Source organism: Ascidiaceihabitans donghaensis, assembly GCF_900302465.1.
In the GTDB taxonomy this organism is placed as follows: domain Bacteria; phylum Pseudomonadota; class Alphaproteobacteria; order Rhodobacterales; family Rhodobacteraceae; genus Ascidiaceihabitans; species Ascidiaceihabitans donghaensis.
The window spans coordinates 78,547-99,686 of the sequence record NZ_OMOR01000001.1 but is presented as its reverse complement, the minus strand read 5'-3'; the positions used below and the strand labels follow the sequence as shown (position 1 = coordinate 99,686).

Annotated in this window: 23 protein-coding genes; 14 read left to right on the top strand and 9 right to left on the bottom strand. The window is 49.3% G+C overall.

Annotated elements, in window-relative coordinates; all coding sequences use genetic code 11:
- Positions 1–25: 25 nt before the first annotated feature.
- The 3 genes from ASD8599_RS00500 to ASD8599_RS00490 all read right to left on the bottom strand — a co-directional run bounded on the left by ASD8599_RS00500 (position 26) and on the right by ASD8599_RS00490 (position 3,478).
- Entirely contained in the window at positions 26–1,474 is a 1,449-nt protein-coding gene (locus ASD8599_RS00500; protein ID WP_108826725.1) for a heme biosynthesis protein HemY, read from the bottom strand.
- A gap of 9 nt (positions 1,475–1,483) precedes the next feature.
- Positions 1,484–2,695 carry a COG4223 family protein gene (locus ASD8599_RS00495; RefSeq protein ID WP_146188171.1) on the bottom strand — a complete coding sequence of 404 codons (1,212 nt, stop codon included), beginning with the start codon at positions 2,693–2,695 and terminating at the stop codon, positions 1,484–1,486.
- Between the two features lie 66 nt (positions 2,696–2,761).
- A complete protein-coding gene (locus tag ASD8599_RS00490) occupies positions 2,762–3,478 on the bottom strand; it encodes a uroporphyrinogen-III synthase (protein WP_108826723.1) in 717 nt (238 codons plus the stop codon).
- A gap of 47 nt (positions 3,479–3,525) precedes the next feature.
- Between ASD8599_RS00490 and tsaD the strand changes: the two genes are divergently transcribed.
- From tsaD to ASD8599_RS00470, 4 genes are read left to right on the top strand one after another with little or no spacing between them, the layout of a single operon-like run.
- On the top strand, positions 3,526–4,623 hold the full coding sequence (tsaD, locus tag ASD8599_RS00485; protein WP_108826722.1) for a tRNA (adenosine(37)-N6)-threonylcarbamoyltransferase complex transferase subunit TsaD: 1,098 nt from the start codon (positions 3,526–3,528) through the stop codon (positions 4,621–4,623).
- Entirely contained in the window at positions 4,620–5,573 is a 954-nt protein-coding gene (locus ASD8599_RS00480) for an NAD(P)H-dependent glycerol-3-phosphate dehydrogenase (RefSeq protein ID WP_108826721.1), read from the top strand. Before tsaD ends, ASD8599_RS00480 begins: the two co-directional genes overlap by 4 nt.
- Before the next feature lies 1 nt (position 5,574).
- Positions 5,575–5,847, top strand: coding sequence for a YciI family protein (locus ASD8599_RS00475; RefSeq protein WP_108826720.1), 273 nt, complete (start codon positions 5,575–5,577; stop codon positions 5,845–5,847).
- Positions 5,847–6,266, top strand: a complete 420-nt coding sequence (locus ASD8599_RS00470) for an EVE domain-containing protein (protein WP_108826719.1) — start codon at positions 5,847–5,849, stop codon at positions 6,264–6,266. The genes ASD8599_RS00475 and ASD8599_RS00470 overlap by 1 nt, the downstream gene beginning before the upstream one ends.
- Before the next feature lie 288 nt (positions 6,267–6,554).
- Here the strand turns inward: ASD8599_RS00470 and ASD8599_RS00465 are convergent, their stop codons facing one another.
- The gene (locus ASD8599_RS00465; protein WP_108826718.1) at positions 6,555–6,896 is read right to left on the bottom strand and encodes a DUF2853 family protein; all 342 of its coding nucleotides are present in this window, start codon (positions 6,894–6,896) and stop codon (positions 6,555–6,557) included.
- A 260-nt stretch (positions 6,897–7,156) separates the two neighbouring features.
- Between ASD8599_RS00465 and gmd the strand changes: the two genes are divergently transcribed.
- Positions 7,157–8,275 carry a GDP-mannose 4,6-dehydratase gene (gene gmd / locus ASD8599_RS00460; protein ID WP_108826717.1) on the top strand — a complete coding sequence of 373 codons (1,119 nt, stop codon included), beginning with the start codon at positions 7,157–7,159 and terminating at the stop codon, positions 8,273–8,275.
- A 5-nt stretch (positions 8,276–8,280) separates the two neighbouring features.
- Here gmd and fliP read toward each other — a convergent pair whose 3' ends face one another.
- From fliP to fliF, 4 genes are read right to left on the bottom strand one after another with little or no spacing between them, the layout of a single operon-like run.
- The gene (gene fliP / locus ASD8599_RS00455; protein WP_108826716.1) at positions 8,281–9,006 is read right to left on the bottom strand and encodes a flagellar type III secretion system pore protein FliP; all 726 of its coding nucleotides are present in this window, start codon (positions 9,004–9,006) and stop codon (positions 8,281–8,283) included.
- A 7-nt stretch (positions 9,007–9,013) separates the two neighbouring features.
- Complete coding sequence (locus tag ASD8599_RS00450; protein ID WP_108826715.1) at positions 9,014–9,307, bottom strand: FliM/FliN family flagellar motor switch protein; 294 nt, start codon at positions 9,305–9,307, stop codon at positions 9,014–9,016.
- 1 nt (position 9,308) lies between these two features.
- Entirely contained in the window at positions 9,309–9,899 is a 591-nt protein-coding gene (locus ASD8599_RS00445) for a FliH/SctL family protein (protein WP_108826714.1), read from the bottom strand.
- Positions 9,899–11,521 (bottom strand): flagellar basal-body MS-ring/collar protein FliF, encoded by a 1,623-nt coding sequence (gene fliF / locus ASD8599_RS00440; protein WP_108829929.1) that lies wholly within the window; start codon positions 11,519–11,521, stop codon positions 9,899–9,901. The genes ASD8599_RS00445 and fliF overlap by 1 nt, the downstream gene beginning before the upstream one ends.
- A 121-nt stretch (positions 11,522–11,642) precedes the next feature.
- Here fliF and ASD8599_RS00435 point away from each other — a divergent pair, with 121 nt between their 5' ends.
- From ASD8599_RS00435 to ASD8599_RS00395, 9 genes are all read left to right on the top strand, one after another.
- Positions 11,643–12,131 carry a flagellar basal body-associated FliL family protein gene (locus tag ASD8599_RS00435; RefSeq protein WP_108826713.1) on the top strand — a complete coding sequence of 163 codons (489 nt, stop codon included), beginning with the start codon at positions 11,643–11,645 and terminating at the stop codon, positions 12,129–12,131.
- Positions 12,132–12,140: 9 nt separating this feature from the next.
- The gene (locus ASD8599_RS00430; protein WP_108826712.1) at positions 12,141–12,521 is read left to right on the top strand and encodes a DUF6468 domain-containing protein; all 381 of its coding nucleotides are present in this window, start codon (positions 12,141–12,143) and stop codon (positions 12,519–12,521) included.
- A complete protein-coding gene (locus tag ASD8599_RS00425; RefSeq protein WP_108826711.1) occupies positions 12,518–13,120 on the top strand; it encodes a MotE family protein in 603 nt (200 codons plus the stop codon). The genes ASD8599_RS00430 and ASD8599_RS00425 overlap by 4 nt, the downstream gene beginning before the upstream one ends.
- Positions 13,121–13,187: 67 nt before the next feature.
- Complete coding sequence (motA, locus tag ASD8599_RS00420) at positions 13,188–14,057, top strand: flagellar motor stator protein MotA (RefSeq protein ID WP_108826710.1); 870 nt, start codon at positions 13,188–13,190, stop codon at positions 14,055–14,057.
- On the top strand, positions 14,054–16,210 hold the full coding sequence (locus ASD8599_RS00415; protein WP_108826709.1) for a hypothetical protein: 2,157 nt from the start codon (positions 14,054–14,056) through the stop codon (positions 16,208–16,210). Before motA ends, ASD8599_RS00415 begins: the two co-directional genes overlap by 4 nt.
- 138 nt (positions 16,211–16,348) lie before the next feature.
- Entirely contained in the window at positions 16,349–18,382 is a 2,034-nt protein-coding gene (flhA, locus tag ASD8599_RS00410) for a flagellar biosynthesis protein FlhA (RefSeq protein ID WP_245926102.1), read from the top strand.
- Positions 18,382–19,152, top strand: a complete 771-nt coding sequence (locus ASD8599_RS00405) for a flagellar biosynthetic protein FliR (RefSeq protein ID WP_108826708.1) — start codon at positions 18,382–18,384, stop codon at positions 19,150–19,152. The genes flhA and ASD8599_RS00405 overlap by 1 nt, the downstream gene beginning before the upstream one ends.
- Positions 19,149–20,240: an EscU/YscU/HrcU family type III secretion system export apparatus switch protein gene (locus tag ASD8599_RS00400; protein WP_108826707.1), complete on the top strand. Its 1,092-nt coding sequence runs from the start codon at positions 19,149–19,151 to the stop codon at positions 20,238–20,240. The genes ASD8599_RS00405 and ASD8599_RS00400 overlap by 4 nt, the downstream gene beginning before the upstream one ends.
- Positions 20,237–20,650: a hypothetical protein gene (locus ASD8599_RS00395; protein WP_108826706.1), complete on the top strand. Its 414-nt coding sequence runs from the start codon at positions 20,237–20,239 to the stop codon at positions 20,648–20,650. The genes ASD8599_RS00400 and ASD8599_RS00395 overlap by 4 nt, the downstream gene beginning before the upstream one ends.
- Here the strand turns inward: ASD8599_RS00395 and ASD8599_RS00390 are convergent.
- Positions 20,647–21,132: a flagellar basal body-associated FliL family protein gene (locus ASD8599_RS00390; RefSeq protein WP_108826705.1), complete on the bottom strand. Its 486-nt coding sequence runs from the start codon at positions 21,130–21,132 to the stop codon at positions 20,647–20,649. The genes ASD8599_RS00395 and ASD8599_RS00390 overlap by 4 nt on opposite strands.
- Positions 21,133–21,140: the final 8 nt, after the last annotated feature.

The window sequence follows — 21,140 nt, the reverse complement described above, 5'->3', positions numbered from 1 at the left end:
TTTCGAGAACGCGAAACGATAGATACTACTTCGCTTCGGTTTTGTCCTCGATGATTTCGGCATCTTCGATCACCACAACCTCAGAACCCTCATCTGTCTTTGGTCCCATAATCAACGGCAACATTTCGATACCGCCGGGCATAGCGACTTCGGACTGAGGCGGAGTTTTCCACGAAAGGGTATCGAAGCTTTCGCAGTTTTCACAGGTTGGCTTCCATTCAGTGTGGATGTGCTGACAGTTTTCGCAGATCCACTGAGGTCCGCGTGGCAATGACAGGGCCCGTGCCAGCCAGCCTTTAACAACCGTATCGTCAGCACCTTCGCCGCGCTCGATCGCGGCCATCAAAGTGGCAGTGCGTGCGGTTGGATTTGTTTCGTTCAGGTCTGCCAGCGTGCGCCGCGCTTCGGGGAAATCTTCGTTTGCCAGATGCAATTCGGTCATCAGCATTTGGCTTTCAGGATGGGTGATTGTGGCCTTAACCAGCGGCCTGAAACGTTTGAGACGCGCAGCGGGCGCTTCGTCCGGTTCGATGGCGGCAAATGTCGCAGCCAGATCAGGATGCGGGGCCACATCCCATGCTTTTTTCAGCACGCGCGTTGCGTATTTCTTGTTGCCTTGTTCGATGTAGCCATGAGCCGCCATAACTGCGGCCGGAATGAGATCAGGGGACAATCGATTGGCCTCAATCGCCGCTTCGCGCGCCTCTATTGTAAGATCGTCGTCGTAGACTGCGCGCGCCTCTGACAAAGCCAACACGGCATCGCGGCGTTTGTGAACATCACGAGGCAATGCGCCATATTTCAGTTTGGCGCTTAGGGTCTCGCGGGCCCCTTTCCAGTCTTCCTTTTTCGCCTGAAGCTTCAGAAGAACGTCTTGGGTGTCCTCATGCTTGGGCTTCAGCGCAAAAGCTTTTTCGGCCAAAGCCAAAGCTGTTTCGGTATCACCATCGGCCAATCGCTGTTTCATGATACCGCTCACGCCCACAAATCGGGTTGCGTCATTCTCGATCAAAGCGCGGTATGTTTGTTCTGCTTTTCGTCGGTCGCCCGCCAACTCAGCGGCTTGAGCGGTGAGTAAATTCGTTAGTTCGGGCTTGTTCAAATACTTTTCGGCTTTTTCGGCTTTTGACATGGCCAAGCGGCCTTCGCCGGATGCAAGTGCCATCATGCCCTGAGACAACGCATCGTAGCCCTTGGCTTGACGATTGCGTTCAAAGTAACGCGAAATTGCTGTTTCATCACCGTTCAGGAACTTCCATGTCGCGATGATCAAGCCCAGGACTTTAATAAATACCCAGACCGTAACAACCAGTAAAACAAGGGCGATCACCGATTGGAGCGGGCCGAAATTGTATTCGCTGCCAGCGACTTCGATGCGGACGCCGCCTTGCGCTTCCAGCAAAAAGCTTGCTCCGAAAGCTACAGCGACCAAAGCGCAGAAAAAGAGGATAATTTTAACGAGTGACCAAAGCATGATAATTCCTCAGTTCGCGGCAAGGCGCTGCATCAGCGCTTCGGTTGCGGTTGTAACATCAAGGCGGGTGCGGGCTTGTTCCAGCCAGTCGGCCATTGCGGCCTGACCTTCCGGGGGCAGTGTTTCGGCTTCGGCCAGAGCGTCATTCAAACGACCCTCACGTACAGCTGCTTCGACGCGTGATAAAACGGCATCGGGATCGGACCCTTCTTTGGGCGTGACAGATCGGGCGCCGAGTTGTCGTTGGAAAAAACCGCCAAGCCCGCCAGACGTGTCTGCACTACGCGATGCAGCCAAAGCGGTGCGGGCAGCCTGCGGAATGGTGCTTTGCAGTTCTGCCAGTTGGGTAACGCCATTTGACGCGGCGTCGGACAATTCTGCCGGTATCTCGACGCCGGTTGAGGCAAGATCATCAAGTGCCACATCAAAAGGCGCACCGCTTTCAACAGCAGCGACAATGCGCGTGGCTGCAGCGCGTGCAAGGGCCGCTTTGGCCGCTGCCTCGCTGGATTCTTCAACCAGACGTGCGTCTGTCAGAAGGCGATCAATTTCTTCCTGTTGTTTGCGCGCCATGTCTTGCAGTTCGGCAAAATCGGCATCGTAGTTCGGGGCGGATCCATCTGCAGTGGCGACGGGACGCTTTTCCAATGACTGGATGCGTTCGCCCAAGGCAGCGACAGAGCTTTCCAATTCTGATGCATCAAACACTTCAATCGTTGCGGCGGCAGTGATTTGATCCTCAAGTGCGTCAATCTTTGCGTTTGCCGCGTTCAAAGCGCCTTGTAGGTTGTCTATTTTTTCATTTGCAACAACGGCATCCGCGCCCAGTCGCATGGACGGCGGTAAGACGTTATCAAGCAGATCGGTGCGCGCGGCCAAAAACCCAAGAAGCGCTGCGATCACGCCGCCAATGACCAAGGGAACAGGGCTTTGCTGTTTTGGTTCAGGCTGAACCGGCGCGGGGGCTGGTTCGATTGATGTTGGTTCTGATTGTGATGTCTCAGCGTCGTTTGCGGTATCTTCATCTGGCATATCTGGCGTTTCGTCAGATGGATCGTCGGTCAAAGTAGGTTCTGAAGACGCATCAACATCGTCTGCTTTTTCAGATGGTGCGTTTTGATCTGGGGATTCCAACGGAACGGGGGCGTCATCGTGCGAAGCAACATCTTTGTTGCTGCCCATGTCTTTATCGCTGATTGTATCGTCTTTTTTCTCAGCCACTTTCACACCTTCCAGATTCTTCAACACGCGCACTTTTTTGCAGTCTACGCACCGCCCACTCTAGGCTCAACCCAAGGTCATCGAAAGCACTCGCTTTTTGACCTGTTTGACCATGTCCTGACGTGTGGGAAGCGCACAAACGCTTATGGATGTACAGATAGTATGGTTTAGCGCTTCTGCCACTGCCGCACTTAAAGCGATAATGTGCAAAGGTGCTTTGCCATGATTCTGTGCGTCAAAATGCCGTGCTGTGCGGGGTGAGAACAGGGGAACTACAACAGGCGTTTCCCGGTCAAGGACGATGCGGGCCTGAATGTTCAAGTCGTGTAGAGTTTGATCATAAAGCGCGATGTGTCGCGTGGGTATTCCAGCTGCTGTCAAACGTTGCGCCACATCTCCGCGTGTATGAACGCCGGCGAAATGAACCAAAGGGTTCTGCGGGGTATGTGTTTTCAGAAATGCGACCAAGTCATCGGCTGTGTGCGCAGTGTAGATGACACGCCATCCACGCGCTTGCGCAGCGCTTGCTGTTTTCTGACCAACGCAAAAAGCACTGCGTTCGTCGCCGCGTGATGTAAAACCAACAGCTTGGGCAGATGTGAACACGGCGCATTTTGCCACAGGTTCCTTTGGGTGCAACGGTTTGATGGACATCAGGGGCGACAAGATTGGCACAACACGTGTTGTGATTTCGACCGGTAAATCGGACAGAAATGCACGTGCAGCGTCGGAAGGACGCGTTAAAAGCAGAGAAACCTGCGGGTGCTTTGCATTGTTAGCCACGACGCACGATGTTAATGGCTGTTTAGACAGCGTGCAATGGACCCAATTTGGCACATGACATCAACATTTTAGGCATCGAAAGCAGTTGCGATGATACTGCTGCGGCCGTTGTGCGTGGTGTTCCAGGCGGGGCTGCGACGGTCGTATCGTCTGTTGTGGTTGGACAAACAGAACTGCACGCTGCCTTTGGGGGTGTTGTGCCGGAAATCGCTGCGCGGGCCCATGTTGAGAAGCTTGATGTAAGCGTGAAGCAGGCTTTGACCGATGCAAACCTTGAATTGTCGCAGATTGATGCAATTGGCGTCACGGCCGGGCCGGGTCTGATTGGTGGCGTTGTGTCTGGGGTTATGCTGGCCAAGGGGCTAAGTGCCGCGACGGGTTTACCCCTTTACGGGGTCAATCACCTTGCAGGTCATGCCCTGACGCCAAGACTGACTGATAATGTCGCGTTTCCCTATGTGATGCTTTTGGTGTCAGGAGGGCACTGTCAGTTTTTGATCGTTGAGGATGCAAGCACGTTTCGCCGTCTGGGGGGCACGATTGACGATGCGCCCGGGGAAGCTTTTGACAAAGTGGCCCGATTGATCGGTTTGCCGCAACCTGGCGGACCTGCCATCGAAACATGCGCAAAAGCGGGTAACCCCCGACGTTTTGCGCTGCCGCGTCCATTGTTGGATCGGCCCGGATGCGATTTGTCGTTTTCAGGCTTGAAGACAGCGACCCTTCGGGCGCGTGATGGCGTTATTGCACAGCAAGGTGGCCTAACCGGGACGGATCAATCTGATCTTGCGGCCAGCTTTCAGGTCGCTGTTGCAGATGTACTGGCGGAAAAATCCAGACGCGCTTTGATCTCGTATCTGGAGCTAAACCCTGCGCGGCCCACGTTATGTGTTGCAGGTGGTGTTGCAGCAAACGCATCTATTCGGTCCGCTTTAGAGACTGTTTGTACGCAGTTGAGTGTTCAATTTGTGGCACCGCCGTTGCGTCTTTGCACGGACAACGCTGCGATGATTGCTTACGCGGCACTGGCGCAAATGCCGGATCGGGACGCGGATGGCTTTGATTTGTCTGCGCGTCCGCGGTGGCCTTTGGATAAATCCAGCCCTGCGATGTTGGGAAGCGGTAAAAAGGGGGCCAAGGCGTGAGCATTCTGGTGGTTGGCGCGGGTGCATTTGGAACAAGCTTGGCAATTTCTCTTGGGCGAAAAGGTCCTGTGTCGCTTTGGGCGCGTGACCCGCAGCACATTGCCGAAATGCAGGCCACGCGTCGCAACACAAGGCGCTTGCCCGGGGCAAATTTCCCCGACCCTTTGACTGTCACCGCGACGTTGCAAGATGCGCAAACGGTTTTGCTGGCGGTTCCAGCTCAGAAACTGTCTGGCGTGTTAACGGCAAACCGAGACTTGTTCGCCGGCAAATACCTTGTGGCCTGCTGTAAGGGAATTGATAGAGAAACAGGGTTGGGCGCTTGCGACACCATTGCGGCTTCTGTTTCTACTGCAATCCCCGCCGTCCTAACGGGCCCAAGTTTTGCAGCCGATCTTGCAGTCGGTTTGCCGACCGCTTTAACGCTTGCCTGTGCTGACAAAGGTGTTGGCAGAACATTGCAAAAACAGCTGTCTACACCTGTTTTACGCTTGTACCGAACGACGGATACCAAGGGTGCTGAATTGGGTGGGGCATTGAAGAATGTGATGGCGATCGCTTGCGGTGTCGCTATTGGTGCAGGCCTTGGACACAGCGCCCGTGCGGCGCTTATGACGCGCGGATTTGCAGAAATGACACGTTTTGCTGTTCAACACGGTGCGGATTCTGCAACACTTTCTGGCTTGTCAGGCTTTGGCGATTTGGCTTTGACCTGCACGTCGGAAGGGTCACGGAATTATCAGTTTGGTGTTGCGCTTGGGTCCGGGCAGTCGTTTGATCCAAACACGACGGTTGAAGGTGCAAGCACTGCGCTTGCGATGAAGAAAATTGCTTTGCACCAAAATCTGGACATGCCGATCACACAGACTGTGGCACGTTTGGTAGAGAAAAAAGCAGATGTGCAATCCGCAATTGAGCATCTGCTATCACGTCCCTTAAAGGAGGAATAATATGCTGGTTGCTTTGATGGCTTACGACAAAAAGGGTGCGCTTGATGTGCGAAAAGCCAATCGGGATGCGCATGTTGCATATCTGAAAAGTTCTGATGCGGTGGTTCAGGCCGGCCCATTCTTGGACGAGGCGGGCGACATGTGTGGATCGCTGATCGTGCTGGATGTTCCGGATATGGACGCGGCCAACCAATGGGTTGCGGGCGATCCTTACGGTCAGGCGGGTTTGTTCCGTGAAGTCACCCTTATGCCGTGGAACAAGGTGATTGGGTGATGGCCTACTGGTTGTTCAAATCTGAACCGTCAACCTGGAGCTGGGATCAACAGGTTGCCAAGGGAAGTGCGGGTGAAGAATGGGACGGAGTCAGAAATTATCAGGCCCGAAACTTCATGCGCGATATGAAGATCGGTGATCTTGGGTTCTTTTACCATTCCCAAAAAGAGAAGGCGATTGTCGGGATCATCGAAGTTTGCGCCACGGCCCACCCAGACAGCACAACGGATGACGAACGCTGGGACTGCGTGGACATCAGGGCGGTCAAGCCCGTTGTGCATTCAGTATCATTAGACATGATCAAAGCGGACAGACGGTTGGACGGCATGATTTTGGTAAAAAATTCGCGCTTGTCTGTGCAGCCTGTTCAAGAATCTGAATGGAAAATTGTATGCGAGCTGGCGGGAATTTCGCCCTGATTTCAGGTTAGAAAAGCGCATCAACGCCTTTGACATTGATATTGCTGACGGGCTGTAGATTAAATTTGAAAATGAAAAAGGGTTCTGGCGCTACGCCAGAACCCTTGATCACCCCGCGTGCTCCCATAGCCACCACACACGTTACAAAATTCGGTTCTAGCCATACTGGCCGGATAAATATGCTTACCACCCCACTTGGAAAAATGCAATTTTTGAGTGCATCAAAGCGTATTCAATAAAAAAAGATCCGCTTAACCAAGCGGATCTTTAATAAGCGTAATCAGATGATTAGCCGTAAACGGATTCTTTGCCGAAGTGCTTCGTCAGCATGTAGTAGACGACAGCCCGATATTTGTTGCGTTCGGATTTGCCGTAGATTTCAATCACTTTGTTGATCGCATCCATCAGTTCCGGACCATCGGCGAGGCCAAGCTTTTTCTTTAAGAAGTTCTCTTTGACTGTTTCAAGCTCTGAGGCTTGGCTGCCCGCAACGGTTGATGCGTCGGCATTGTAGATGGCCGGCCCACAACCAATTGTAACCTTCGTTAGCAGATCCATATCAGGTGCCATGCCACATTTGTTTTTCAGATCGTCGGCGTACTGCGCGATCAAGTCATCTCTCTTGCCCATTGAATTCTCCCACCTTGGACTTGGCCCTTACTTTGGGCTCGTGAATTAGATTAGTGAGCAATCCTGCCAAAACAAAGGGAAATTTTCAGATCGCTTTCCCCCTGCGGGATGGCGCCCTTTGTGGTCTCGACGCATCCGGGTATCAGAACGCCAAGCACCTTCTTTTCAATGAGGATTTCGCAACGTGAACCAGTGATAGCTAACTATTGCAGGTGGGTCCTGTTGGTTTTAGGTAGAATGGAAACACAAAGGGCGCACCGATGAAAAAAGCACTGATTACCGGCATCACAGGTCAAGATGGGTCCTATCTGGCCGAGTTTCTTCTGGCCAAAGGGTACGAAGTGCATGGGATCAAGCGTCGGTCATCTTCGTTTAACACACAGCGCATAGACCACATTTTTGAAGATCCCCACGTACCGGATGCGCGGCTGAAGTTGCACTATGGGGATCTAACAGATTCCTCAAATCTGACGCGTATTATTGAACAGGTACAACCTGATGAAGTTTACAATCTTGGGGCGCAAAGCCACGTCGCCGTTAGTTTTGAAAGCCCGGAATACACGGCGGATGTCAGCGGCTTGGGCACATTACGGATTTTGGAAGCGATCAGGTTGTTGGGCTTAGAAAAGACGACACGGTTTTATCAGGCGTCGACTTCTGAATTGTACGGCCTCGTTCAGGAGACGCCTCAACGTGAAACGACACCGTTCTATCCGCGAAGCCCCTACGCAGTAGCGAAATTGTACAGCTATTGGATGACGGTAAACTATCGTGAAGCCTATGGCATGTATGCGTGCAACGGAATTCTGTTCAACCATGAAAGCCCGCGCCGTGGTGAGACTTTTGTAACCCGTAAAATCACGCGATCACTGTGCAATATCGCACTTGGGTTAGAACCTTGTTTATACATGGGAAACATTGATGCATTGCGTGATTGGGGGCATGCTAAAGACTATGTCCGGATGCAATGGATGATGCTGCAGCAAGACGAACCGGACGATTTTGTAATTGCAACCGGCAAGCAATACTCTGTGCGTCAGTTCATTGAATGGTCCGCTGCCGAACTTGGTATTACATTGCGATACGAAGGGAGTGGCGTTGACGAAATTGGTATTGTTGAAAAAATCGAAGGTGATCAGGCACCCAAGCTTAGCGTGGGTGATGTGATTTTGCGGATTGATCCACGATATTTCCGGCCGGCAGAGGTCGAAACCCTCTTGGGCGATCCGTCAAAGGCGAAAGAAAAACTGGGATGGGTGCCCGAAATATCGACACATGAGATGTGTGTGGAAATGGTTTCGGAAGATCTGCGTATCGCGAAGCAAAGCGCGTTATTGCGTGCACATGGGTATAATGCGGCGTTGAGTACTGAAAAATAGTCCCGCTAGAAGTAACTTCGAACAAGACTGCCTGCAATCAAGCTCCACCCGTCGGCAACTACAAAAAAAGCCAACTTAAAGGGTAGTGAAACGATTGCGGGTGGGACCATCATCATGCCCATCGACATCAGTACTGCTGCCGCGACCAAATCGATAATCAAGAACGGCAAGAAAATCAAAAAACCGATTTGGAATGCCCGTGATATTTCCGATAACAGAAAACTTGGGATAAGCACAGATATCGGCGCTTCCGGGGATAGTTCTTGGCCTTGGGTATCGGGCCGAAGGTCCGCCATTGCCATAAAGGTATCAGGATCTAAACGCGCCGCCATGAACACGCGGAATGGTTCCAAAGTGCGCACGAATGCCGTTTCAGCGTCGATTTGTTCGTTTGTAAGAGGTTGTAGACCATTAACCCACGCTTCGTTGAAAACCGGTTCCATTATGAAATAGGTTAGAAACAGTGCAAGACTTACGATCATCATATTTGGCGGTGATGCCTGAAGGCCGATCGCTTGCCGTAAGATAGACAGTACGGTTACTAAAAACGGGAAACACGTAACCATTATTGCCAACCCGGGTGCCAGGCTTAAAACGGTTATCAAGGCAAAGAGCTGTAGTGTTCTAGCGCTTATCGACCCATCATCTCCCAAAGACACCGAAAGGTCTTGCGCCAGCGAGACGCTCGGCCAAATCATGGTTAATGCGATGATCAGAAAGAGACGATGCATCTGATTTTTAGGAGTCAGATTGTAAGTTTATGATTTCGGTCAAGCGCACGACAAGCTGTCCAGAGTCCGACTTGTCATCCTCTTCCAGCATTCCACGGGCGATCAGCTTGTCTCCGACAAACAAATCGACCGGGTCATCTATTCGTTTGTCCAATGTTAAAACAGCATTCGTCCCAAGCATCACCAAATCCCGGACCAACGGGCGTGCCTTCCCAACTGAAACGGTGATCTCGATGGGAACCGAAGTGAAAGGGTTGTTGGTGTCAGAAGCGAGAGTTTTGGGTTCAGGAATATCATTCATATCAAGAGTCCTGCCCTGTTGCAGTGAAGAAATTGTTAAAGGCAGCGCCAACAGTCTCAATTACGTGGTCAAGATCAATTTCTCGCTCCTCCACCCCAATTCGCAAAAAAACCTGTCCTTCACTCAAATTGGGGTCCGGGACCATGACGAATGGCGATTCCAGTTCGTTTTCGATCAACGTTTCGATGGTTTCCAGGTTTACTGGTGAAACAGTAATTTCGATCACTTGATCAGTTTGTACGCGGACCATGTCGGTAAGTTGGGCGACCACATGGGGTCCAAGCGAATGACGTGCAACTTCGGGCAGCAAAGTAGCAACGACGTCTGAAAATAGAGGCTCCAGAGACTTGGTTAATGTGCTTCTTGCTTCGTGATAGGAAAAAGAAACTTCTTGCAAATTTTTGGCAAGATCAGAACTTATCCGTGTCTTTGTTGCGACTTGCGCATTCACTGCATCGTCCCAACCGGCTTGATAGCCTTTCTCAAAAGAATCGAGCTTCTGATCTTCAATTTCAACATCGTTCAATGAAATGTTGGCGTCTCGGCCAAGAGTTTTTGGTCCAAAATCCTGATAAAGATGTGCAATCGACATTAAACACTCTCCTCTTTCTCATCGAGCCAACTGCGAAGTATTTCGACGGTTTCTTCTTGGCGCTCGCCTATCATTGCGCGCAGCCTGTCTACTGGATCACCGGTTGCGCCACCTGACATAGAGATGTCGGGTAAGCTGCCGATGTCGGAATCCATTGAGAAATCAGGTAGATCTAAGTCACCTATGGACTCTATTTCACCGGATAAAACAGGTCCGCTTTGTTCTACGTTTCCATCTACATCCGATGTTAGTGCCGGGGCCGGAGGACTTAAGGATTGTGGCGGCCGTGTTAAGACAGGGCGTACCACGAATAGACCTAAAATCAGCGTCACAATTGCTAGAACTGCCATTTGAATTGCTGACATTACATCCAATGCAAAGTGGTCCATGATTGATGTGGTGGCAACTGTTCCGCTAGGAGCGATAGACTGTAGGGACATAGATTTGATGGTAATAATGTCGCCTCTGCTCTCATCAAAGCCTACAGCGGAGGATACAAGCTCCTCCAAGGCGCCTAGCTCTTCTTCGGATCGAGGCTCTTGGATGGGTTGCCCATCTTCCGAAATATTCGTGATGTCGTTGACCAGCACGGCAACAGTTAGCCGCTTTACTGCACCTGGCGACCGGATGATTTCACGTTCCGTTTCGGAAACCTCATAGTTTATCCGTTCACGACTCTCCGTGTTTTGCGAAGAAGAACTGTCGTTGCCTGCTGCAGCGTCACCATCTGGCAAGTTGGATGCGACTGTTACACCCGCGCCACCTGCATCGTTCGAGGTATTGTTTCGCTGTTCTGTATCCGTGCTGATAGCTACTCTGTTTTCCGGATCAAAGCGGCGCTCTCTAATAGCTTCGCTTTCAGTCACAGTGTCCACGCTGACTTCGACGATTGCGTTGCCGAACCCAACCCGCGCCTCAAGCAGTCGTTCTACCCGATCTTTCAGCACCTGAGCCTTATCTTCTGCGCCAGCGGCCGGTACGGCGTCGTCGCTGGCACCAATAAGTGTTCCTTTTGAATCGATGACTGCAACGTCTTCTGCCGCCAAACCGGCAACAGCAGACGCGACAAGATACCGAATCGCTTTTGCTTGTTGGGCAGACACATCCCCACCATTGGATGTTACTGAAACAGATGCCTTTGGTGTCACACCTCGCTGGAATGGGTTGGACCCAGTTGTTGCGATGTGAACGCGTGCCATAGAAAACTGAGAACTTGCAATAATTGTTCGAGCCAACTCCCCTTCCTTTGCCCGCCAGTAAGCCGCGTCAAACATCTGGGAAGTTGTTCCAAATCCCGACAAAGAATCCAACAATTCATAGCCGCCGCTGCTGTTTGCCGGCAGCCCTTCGCTGGCCAATGTCATTCTCAATTGATCGCGCTGTTTCGAGTCGACAAAAATTGACCCGCCTCTGATTTCGAAGGCTGCGCCGCGTTGCTCCAAAGCGGTCACTACGTCACCGGCGGCTCCGTTTTCTAGCCCTGCATAAAGTAGTGTCATACTTGGGGCTGTCACCATTCGCGACATAGCCAATATAGCAAAAAACATAGCGATTGATGCCGCTACCACTATGATTTGGCGCCTTAAGTCCAGTCCAGTCCAGGCATTTATAAGTTGCTGCACGTTCGCCTCCGTCATACCGGGCGTTCTGCCCAGCGATAAACATCAATAGAACGATCAGGCTTAATAATCGGTTAGTGGATCACAGGTTATACAGATTTAGACCTAAGCGATTGGACAGCGAATGGCAGAGATTGATGAAGAAGCAGAAGCAGAGCCCAAGAAGGCATCAAAAATGCCTATGATACTTGGCCTTCTGGCCGCCATGCTTGGAGGCGGCGGGGGCTTTTACGCAGCTTGGAGCGGCATGATTCTCGGATCTGAACCTGCGGGACACGTTGAGGCGCAGGTTGATGATGTAGATGCACTTCCTGACATAGCGTTTGTTCCGATTGACCCGATGGTTATATCCCTAAGCCCCCCTTCTAACAGTAGGCACTTGAGTTTTCGTGCTCAACTCGAAGTCCCGAGTCAGTACCAAGCGGATGTTGAACATCTTTTGCCCCGCGTAACAGATGTGCTGAACGGATATTTACGCGCAGTAAGAACAGAAGACCTCGAAAGTCCGTCCGCCCTGATCCGACTAAGGGCGCAAATGTTGCGTCGGGTTCAGATGGTCGCTGGAAGTGGACGCGTTAATGACCTGTTGGTCATGGAATTTGTACTGAACTGAGGACCCAAAATGGAAATGATCGCTGATATTTTGCTTGCAGCTGGTGCAATAGGTGCTGGCTTTTACTGCTTCATTTTGGGGCGACGCCTTAAACGATTTAATAGTCTTGAAAAAGGTGTTGGTGGTGCCGTCGCAGTGCTCTCGGCGCAGGTTGATGATCTAAACAAATCTCTTACAAGCGCACGTCAGACAGCTGCGGAATCGGCCGACACACTCACCAAACTGACTGAACGTGCTGAACAAATGTCCAACCGTCTTGAGCTGCAAATGGCCGCATTGCACGACGTACCGACAGTTGAAGAACCTCCTGCGCAAGAAGCAATCGTTCCCAACTCAGAGCCAAGCCAACCAATGTTTATGCGTCATTCGGAAAGTGGGAGACGTCAATGACTAAGCCAGTAAAAAACAAAATTCGCACAGGGCGCGGATCCGTTGCATTGATCGCGCTAATGTTTCTAGGATCAGCGGGAATGCGAATTGCTCTCAGCACTGACGCAGCCTTTGCCAAAACAGCCAATACGGAAAATGAATCTACACAGCCAAAAACACAAAGCACTACAAATTCACCCCAATCGGAATCGCGAACAGTTCCTGCGCTCCTGGATGCTTTGATAAAAAGGGAAGAAAAAGTAAAGGAAACGGAAGAACGTCAAGCGCTTAGAGCGGAATCGCTAGAGAAAGCAAAAAAAGAGATTGAAAGTAAGCTTGTGCAATTGGAGGCCTTGGAGGAGCGGCTAAGCAAAACCTTAGCCCAAGCGAGAGGCGCAGAGGAAAAAGATCTTGCGCGACTAACCACGGTCTATGAGAGCATGAAGCCTGCCGAGGCCGCTGCCCTATTCGAGGCAATGGAAGCTTCGTTTGCAGCCGGTTTTCTAGGTCGCATGCGTCCAGATTCCGCGGCAGCTATCATGGCGGGATTAGATCCACAAAAAGCATACACAATTAGTGTTTTGCTTGCTGGCAGAAATGGGAAAGTTCCAAAAAACTAGTGTGGAAATAGAAATTATTAACTCGATTTGGATAGGCTGACTTCAACGAAGTTGGAGAGGAAGCGAAATGATTGGAATTATCGGGATAATAACAATTTTCGTAATGGTGTTTGGTGGTTACTTGGCTGCCGGCGGAAAAATGGGAATTATTCTAAAGTCACTTCCTTTCGAAATGACAATGATTGGCGGCGCAGCTGTGGGGGCATTCCTTATCAGCAACAGTGGTGCTGAAGTAAAACACACACTAAAAGATCTGGGGAAGGTTTTCAAAGGTCCAAAATGGAAGCACGAGGATTATCGAGATCTCTTGTGTCTACTTTTTGAGCTTATCCGATTGGCGCGTCAAAATCCTGTAGCCATAGAGGAACATATTGAAGCGCCATCAGAATCGAGCATATTTTCCAAGTACCCCAAAATTATTTCAGACACCGAGGCAACAGCACTAATTTGTGACACAATGCGTTCCGCGTCCATGAACTATGATGACCCGCATCAAGTTGAGGAAGTGTTGGAGAAGCGTATGGATGCGAACATGCATCATGCTCTACACTCGAGTCACGCGCTTCAAACAATTGCTGACGGCTTGCCAGCCTTAGGGATTGTGGCTGCCGTTTTGGGGGTAATTAAGACTATGGCCTCAATCGATCAACCACCCGAAGTACTTGGGAAGTTAATTGGTGGGGCGCTGGTTGGTACATTTTTGGGTGTTTTCTTAGCATATGGACTGGTCGGTCCATTTGCTGAAAAGGTTAAAGCGGTAACAGAGGAAGACAGCCATTTCTATCAACTTATTCGAGAAGTTCTGGTCGCAAACTTGCACAATCACGCAACCAATATCTGTATCGAAGTAGGGCGGCAGAATACTCCTTCTCATTGTCGACCATCGTACGCAGATTTGGAAGAGGCTTTAAAAACAGTAAAGCAAAGTGCCGCATGAAAAGTACTCTTCATATAGTGATTTTTGCGTTTTTCCCGCATTTTTTATTTGCCAACCCAATTCCTGTTAGAACTGGTGACCATGATAACTTTACAAGAGTAGTATTAAGCGTTCCCTCTTCGAAAAATTGGATTGAAGAAGTTTCTGGAAGAGTCATTATAATAAAAATTCCTGACCACAAGGTAGGTTTTGATACGTCGAAGGCTTTCGATCGAATAGGAAGGGATCGAATTTCGAGTTTCAAAGCAAACTCGTCAAATCTTGAAATACAAATGGAGTGCGACTGTACAGTTGAAAGCTACCGTACAGTCAAAAATCTAATTGTTTTGGACATTTTCGATCAAAATGATGTTGTCAATGCGAATTTGCAAGTTGACCAGGTTGATTTTGCGCACTTAGGAGCCAGGAATCTTCAACTTCCCAAAGCGCCAAAAGAAGAATTTGAAGTCAACGCGCCAAGGGCGCAGAAAGAACCACCGGTCGACGTAGGTCAGGTACGAAATATGAACGAGAATGCTACAGAGACAAGTTTAAAAATGGAAAATGGAGGATCCTTAAAGGGAGTTCGTGAAATCCTGCTACAAGAGTTTGGATCTTCAGCTACACGTGGTATTTTGAGCGTTTCCTCTGCTTTACCTGCGGGGGAAGAGCGCTCACCTCAAATCGATTTATCCATATTCGATGAAAATCTTGAAGACTCCTTAGAAAGGAGTGAAGTGGGCAGTCCAAACATTGAAGTTTCTTCGAGCAGTGACTTACTTAATACATCTGCAGCACAGCAGATTATACAAAGCTCAGGCTTTTGTGCTGACGCAGATCTACTTCAAATTTCGCAGTGGGGAGAAAAATATTTCCCTATTTCTGAAGTCGGAAAGTTGAGATCTGCAATTTTTGACGAGTTACAGCAAGTAGAACCTCAGGAAGTGTTAAAATTGGCTAAGTTGTACCTACATCTTGGTTTTGGTGCAGAGGCCGCAGCTACTTTGAATCTTGTACCGTCGTTAAAGAAAAATCATCCTGAATTGTATGCGATAGCGGAAATAATGGAATTTTCCAAATCATCAAATGGGAAATTTTTTAAGGATATGGAATCCTGCAACTCGGCTGCCGCAATGTGGGCTTTGTTCTCCAACAATATATCTGAAATCCGATCAGCTGAAGTAAACACGGATGCGGTGATTTTTGCTCTAAATGATTTACCCATTTCCTTGAGGGAGAATCTTGCACCCACTATCAGTAATCAACTGTTGGCGCTGGATTTGAGTGCAGCTGCTGATTTGGCATTGCGAACTTTAGAACGCTCCAGTGAATTCTCTACGGTAGACGTCGTGCTTGCGAGGTCCAACTTGGATACTGTCGATAACTCTCCACAGGAGTCCAAGAAAAACTTGAGATACGTAATTGATTCTAATACACTTCAGTCAGCTGAAGCGTTGATAAAATTGATTGATCTAGAATTTGAGAATGACGGTCAAATAAGTGAGCAGCAACTAATTCTCGCCAGCGCATACACTATGGAGCTACGTCGTCATGACTTGAGTCATGAAATACAAAGAGCTTTCATTTTAGCTTTGACGATGAATGGAGAATTTTCGAGATCCCTAAGAATATTGGAAGATTATGTTAAAGAAAGAACAAAGTTTCAAACTGATGGTCTTCAAAATCGTGTCGTTCAATATTTGACCAAGCACTCCACTGTTGAAGAATTTCTGCTCTTTGCCTTCGGTACGCTAGATAAAAGAACACTCAACTTGAATGCTTCAACAATGAAAAAAATTTCCGAAAGACTGGAGGAGCTAGGTTTTCTGGAGCAAGCAGTATCTTTTTCAAACATGGCGACTTTGAGCACTAGTGTGGTTGGGGTTGCGGGCGAAGCCAACGTCAATACGATTGGTGGCAGTGCTCGCAATGGAGAAACTAGAAAAATTGATAACGATCCAAACTCGATTCCAAACTCAAGTGAAGAATTGGAGCCAGTACTGGCTGCACCTCAGGAAAAACCGATTCGACCTGAACTCCCAAGTCAGGAGGCAGCAATCCAGAAAAACACGTCGCCTGGAGTTGACCCTAATGGATTTTTGAAAAAAGCAGATGAAGCTTTGATTAGAAGTATCGAGTCGCGTGTTTTGATAACGAAATTTCTGGAAGATTAAGACCTTAAGAATCGAGCGCTATTAAGAGAATTTTATTCAGTTTGTAGTCTGTTGGGTGAAAGATATTGCGCTTAACCGGAGACAAAAAAGTTGAAAAGTTCTGTGAGAGCATATTTCAATCCAACCGTTCTATTGGCTATGGCGTTGATGGCGGTTATCGTAATGATGGTTCTTCCGATGCCATCGTGGGTTTTAGATGTTGGTTTGGCTTCGTCCTTCGCGCTGGCGATACTGATTTTCACGGTGACTTTATTTATTCAAAGGCCGCTAGATTTCTCCGCCTTTCCCACAATTCTATTAACTACGTTAATGCTCCGCCTTTCCCTTAATGTTTCGTCGACCAAATTAATCATTGGTCAAGGGCATACTGGCACCGACGCTGCCGGCGGGGTAATTGAAGGTTTCGCTCAGTTTGTCATGGGTGGCAGTGTCTTCTTGGGTTTGGTTGTGTTTTGTGTCCTGTTGATTGTTAATTTCATGGTTATCACCAAGGGCGCGGCGCGCATGGCGGAAGTGGGCGCTCGATTTGCACTAGATGGAATGCCGGGCAAGCAACTGGCGATTGACAGTGATATGTCAGCCGGCGCGATTGATCACGCTGAAGCAAAGGAGCGACGTGAAAGGGAACAACAAGAAACTACGTTTTTTGGCTCTCTCGATGGTGCGTCAAAATTTGTTAAGGGGGACGCAGTCGCCGGCTTACTAATTACTTTGTTAAACTTGGTCGCTGGCTTGATAATGGGCATAGCCGTGCATGGCATGGCCGTTGGTGACGCGTTCGTTACCTATGCAATTCTTACGGTCGGCGACGGTCTGGTCACGCAAATCCCTGCTGTCATTATTTCGATAGCTTCTGCTCTTTTGCTTGCGCGGGGTGGTGCACAAGGATCGACGGATCTGGCAATTTTTGACCAACTTGGAAAGCACCCAGCAGCAATTGCAACCGTTTCTGTAGTAATGGGAGGTTTTGCATTTCTTCCTGGTCTACCGTTTGTACCGTTCATCCTGGGAGCAATTGGGCTGGCGGCTTTCGCGTACTTTGTAAGTGAACGAAACAAGAAACAGGCGTCTCACGCGACAGATAGTATTGTGGTCGATGAGCCCTTGCCAGAAAAATCGTTGGGTGACATTTTGGAATTGGATGACATACACGTAGAGTTTTCTCCAGATTTAGTAAATATGGTGTTGGACCCTGGGACCGGGTTGGACTCTCGAATAGCAAATATGCGGACTCATGTAGCGTCAGTGTTCGGCTTGCTTCTCCCAGAAGTGCGTTTGACGGATCATCCTGGATTAATTTCTGGTACCTACGTCATTCGAATTCATGGGGTTGAGCAGGTAAGAGCAGTGCTTCAATCCGATCAAGTGTTGGCATTGCTTCCTGATGATCCGTCAACGGTTCCAAGCGGCGTGGATGCAAAGGAACCAGTATATGGTGCCCCAGCGCGTTGGATAACAACCTCCGATCAAGAAACTGCCGCACTGGCTGGAGTAACAATCGTAACGCCAACCGAGGTTTTGGCCACTCATTTGCTAGAAGTGGTCAAGCGCAATTTCGGGCGATTGCTATCGTTGAAGTCCCTCAGACGGCTTTTGTCAGAAATGGTTAATGTATCTGATCCATCCCGCGCGGAAGCGAACAGAAAGTTTTTGGATGAACTAATTCCTGATCGTGTCCCCATCGATTTGTTACACGCAGTACTGCGGCTTCTTTTGGAAGAACAGGTCTCGATAAGAAACCTACCTCTCATATTGGAAGCTATAGCTGAGGCCAGAGGGCAGAATGCGACACCAGAGGCAATCTGTGAACATGTACGTCAAAGGTTGGGATTTCAGCTGGTAGCAGAGATGCGCCGGGCTGATGGTACTCTGCCTTTATTGCAGCTTGCACCGGAATGGGAGGATGCATTTGCAAACTATCAAGTCGAAGCTGATCGCGGATTGGATATCGCTTTGCCCCCGGATCTCTTTAACACACTGGCCGATAACGTTTCCCAAAAAGTGCGCGACGCCAATGACGAAGGAATTTTCCCTGCGGTCGTTACAAACACTCGCCGTCGCCGGTTTTTGCGTACTTTGATGCATGCCAAAGGGATCAATACACCCGTCTTATCATTCGAAGAGATTGGTGTAGATGCCCGTCCTTCTCTGATTGGTGTTGTTGCGGCTTAATGGACGGGTTGGCCGAGTTTTTAGAGATCTCGAATGAGTATCTTTGGCATGGATTGATTGTATTTTTACGAACTGGAGCAGTAGTTGCACTTATGCCCGCGTTTGGTGAGCAGTCTGTACCAGCACGTATCAAACTAATTTTGGCGCTCTCATTTACTATGATTGTCGCGCCCGCAGTTGAATTTAGTACGTTTTCCAACACACCATCAGATTTAGCATTTCTGGCAATGACAGAAGTCGCATCTGGTTTGATAATTGGATTAGGCATCCGTCTTTTTATCTTGGCTCTTCAAACAGCGGGGGCAATCGCCGCGCAATCGACATCTTTGTCACAATTGCTTGGTGGTGCTGCTGTAGAGCCGTTGGCGGCCATCGGGTACGTGTTGATGTTTGGTGGTATGGCTTTGGCGGTGATAGCGGGATTGCATATCAAAGCGGCTGAATTACTAATCTTGTCCTTCGAGTTCTTGCCGATTGGTCGCTTTGCCGGAGGAGGTGATGTCGGTGAATGGGGCACTAAGCAAGTTAGCAAAGCATTTGCGCTGGCTTTTACCTTGTCTGCGCCGTTCATTTTGGTCTCAGTTTTGTACAACTTGATGCTTGGCGTCATAAACAAGGCTATGCCTCAGTTGATGGTGGCGTTTGTCGGGGCGCCGTTGATCACGGCTGGCGGTCTTTTTATACTTTGTTTGGCCGCGCCAGTTATGTTGGCTGTTTGGCTACAAGCCTTTGATCAATTTTTGTTCAATCCATTTGGAAACCTGCCATGAGTGGTTCGGATGACGACACAGACAAGTCGTTTGATCCATCTGCAAAGAAGCTCGCGGATCAAAGAAAGAAGGGTGAAATTGCCCGATCCGCCGATTTGTTGACAGCATCTGCTTACTTTGGGTTAATTTTGGCATTTTTGATCTCCGGGTCCTTCGTGGTTACCAAATTGGGGACTGTATTGTCTGTGCTGTTAGATCAGTCTTCAAATCTTTCGCAGTCTGTCTTTGCCGGGGCGTTTTCCCCTACGCTTGGTGGCGTCTTTTTCACTGTGTCGCTTGCCTTGGTGCCGGTGTTCGGGTTCCCTTTCATTTCCGTATTGGCGGCGATTATTGCGCAAAACGGACTGGTTTTTGCACCCACAAAGCTTGAGCCAAAACTTTCGAAGATTTCGCCGATCTCAAACGCAAAAAATAAATTTGGCCGTAACGGACTGTTCGAGTTTGGGAAGAGTTTTACCAAGCTTGTTATTTACTCAACCTGCTTGGCCGTGTTTCTAAAATCGCGGATCTTAGAGATTGTATCCTCTGCACAAAGTGAACCGAACGTTGTTGTAAGCCTTCTTGGTGAATTGTGCATAACCTTTCTGATTCTGGTTGTTCTCATCTCTGCAGCGATCGGTGGGGTAGACGCTTTGTGGCAGCACGCTGAACACATCAGGAAAAACCGAATGTCACACAAAGAATTGATGGATGAAGCAAAGGAATCCGAAGGAGACCCGCATTTGAAAGCGGAGCGAAGACAACGTGCGCAATCGGCTGCGATGTCTCAGATGATGGGCGATGTGCCCGACGCTGATGTGATCATTGTGAACCCTACACACTATGCGGTTGCCCTTAAGTGGTCTCGCGCAGCAGGAAGTGCCCCAAATTGTGTTGCAAAAGGTATCGATGATGTAGCCTTGCGCATAAGGGAAGTGGCGGCAGAAGCCGGCGTTCCCATCCACAGCGATCCGCCGACGGCACGGGCGTTGCATGCGGTTACGGAGATCGGTGAAGAAATTTCTCCTGAACACTATCAGGCAGTTGCAGCGGCTGTTCGGTTTGCGGAAGAAACAAGAAAACGGGCGCAGCGGAATAATTGGTCATGAAAAACTTAGAAGATCTGAACGCATTGACTCAAATGAAGTACCAAAAGGAACAGCAGGTTTTGCAAGTGTTCTTGAAAAGGGAAGAAAAACTACGAGATGATCTTGCTGAGTTGAGGCAACAGGAAGAAGATGGGCGTTCATTAGGTTTTGATGATGCTAATGCCTCAAAGGCATTGGGGTCAGATGTTCTTTGGGCGAAGTGGCTTTCGAAAGCGCGAAACGCACTAAATTATGAGCTCGCGCAAGTTATGGTGCAAAAAGAAGCCCACCTTCAACGTGTACGTCAGGCTTATGGAAAGGTTCTCGTGAGCGATACGCTTTCAGCAAGCCACAAAGCGCAAATATCCTCCAAACGACAAAAACGCAATTTGGAGAACGTACTAGAACATTTCAAATTTCGTCAGATCTAGTAATCTTGACGGGCAATCTCTTGAATCAATACGTCTGTCACGGTGTCGCCCATGTCTTTACGTGCGATCTCTACCAATGCCTGCCGAAGTATGGCTAGATTGCGTGCGCTGGTGAATTCACCATCAAATCCACCAATGTTCGCATGATCGAACAGAACTTGCAGAAATGAGTCACGCAGCTTTGGCTCTCTCAAAAACACGGCGTCTCTTTGTCCTGCTTCGACTTCGATACTCAGGGACATGACAACCATTGCGTTAACCCGTTCGTCATTGACGATAGGGACAACAAACTGGTTGCTTAGTTTTACGTATTCACTGGTTGGTGGTTCTTCGCTTTCGCTTTCAAGTTCCTTTTGCTTTTCGGCGTGAATCTGCGCTTCTTCCTCAGTCATTTCCGGAGGTGGCGGACGCATAAAAACACCGGCGCCGACACCAGCGCCTGATCCAACAAGTAGCAAAATGAGAGGGAGTAGTTTTTTCATGATGTCAC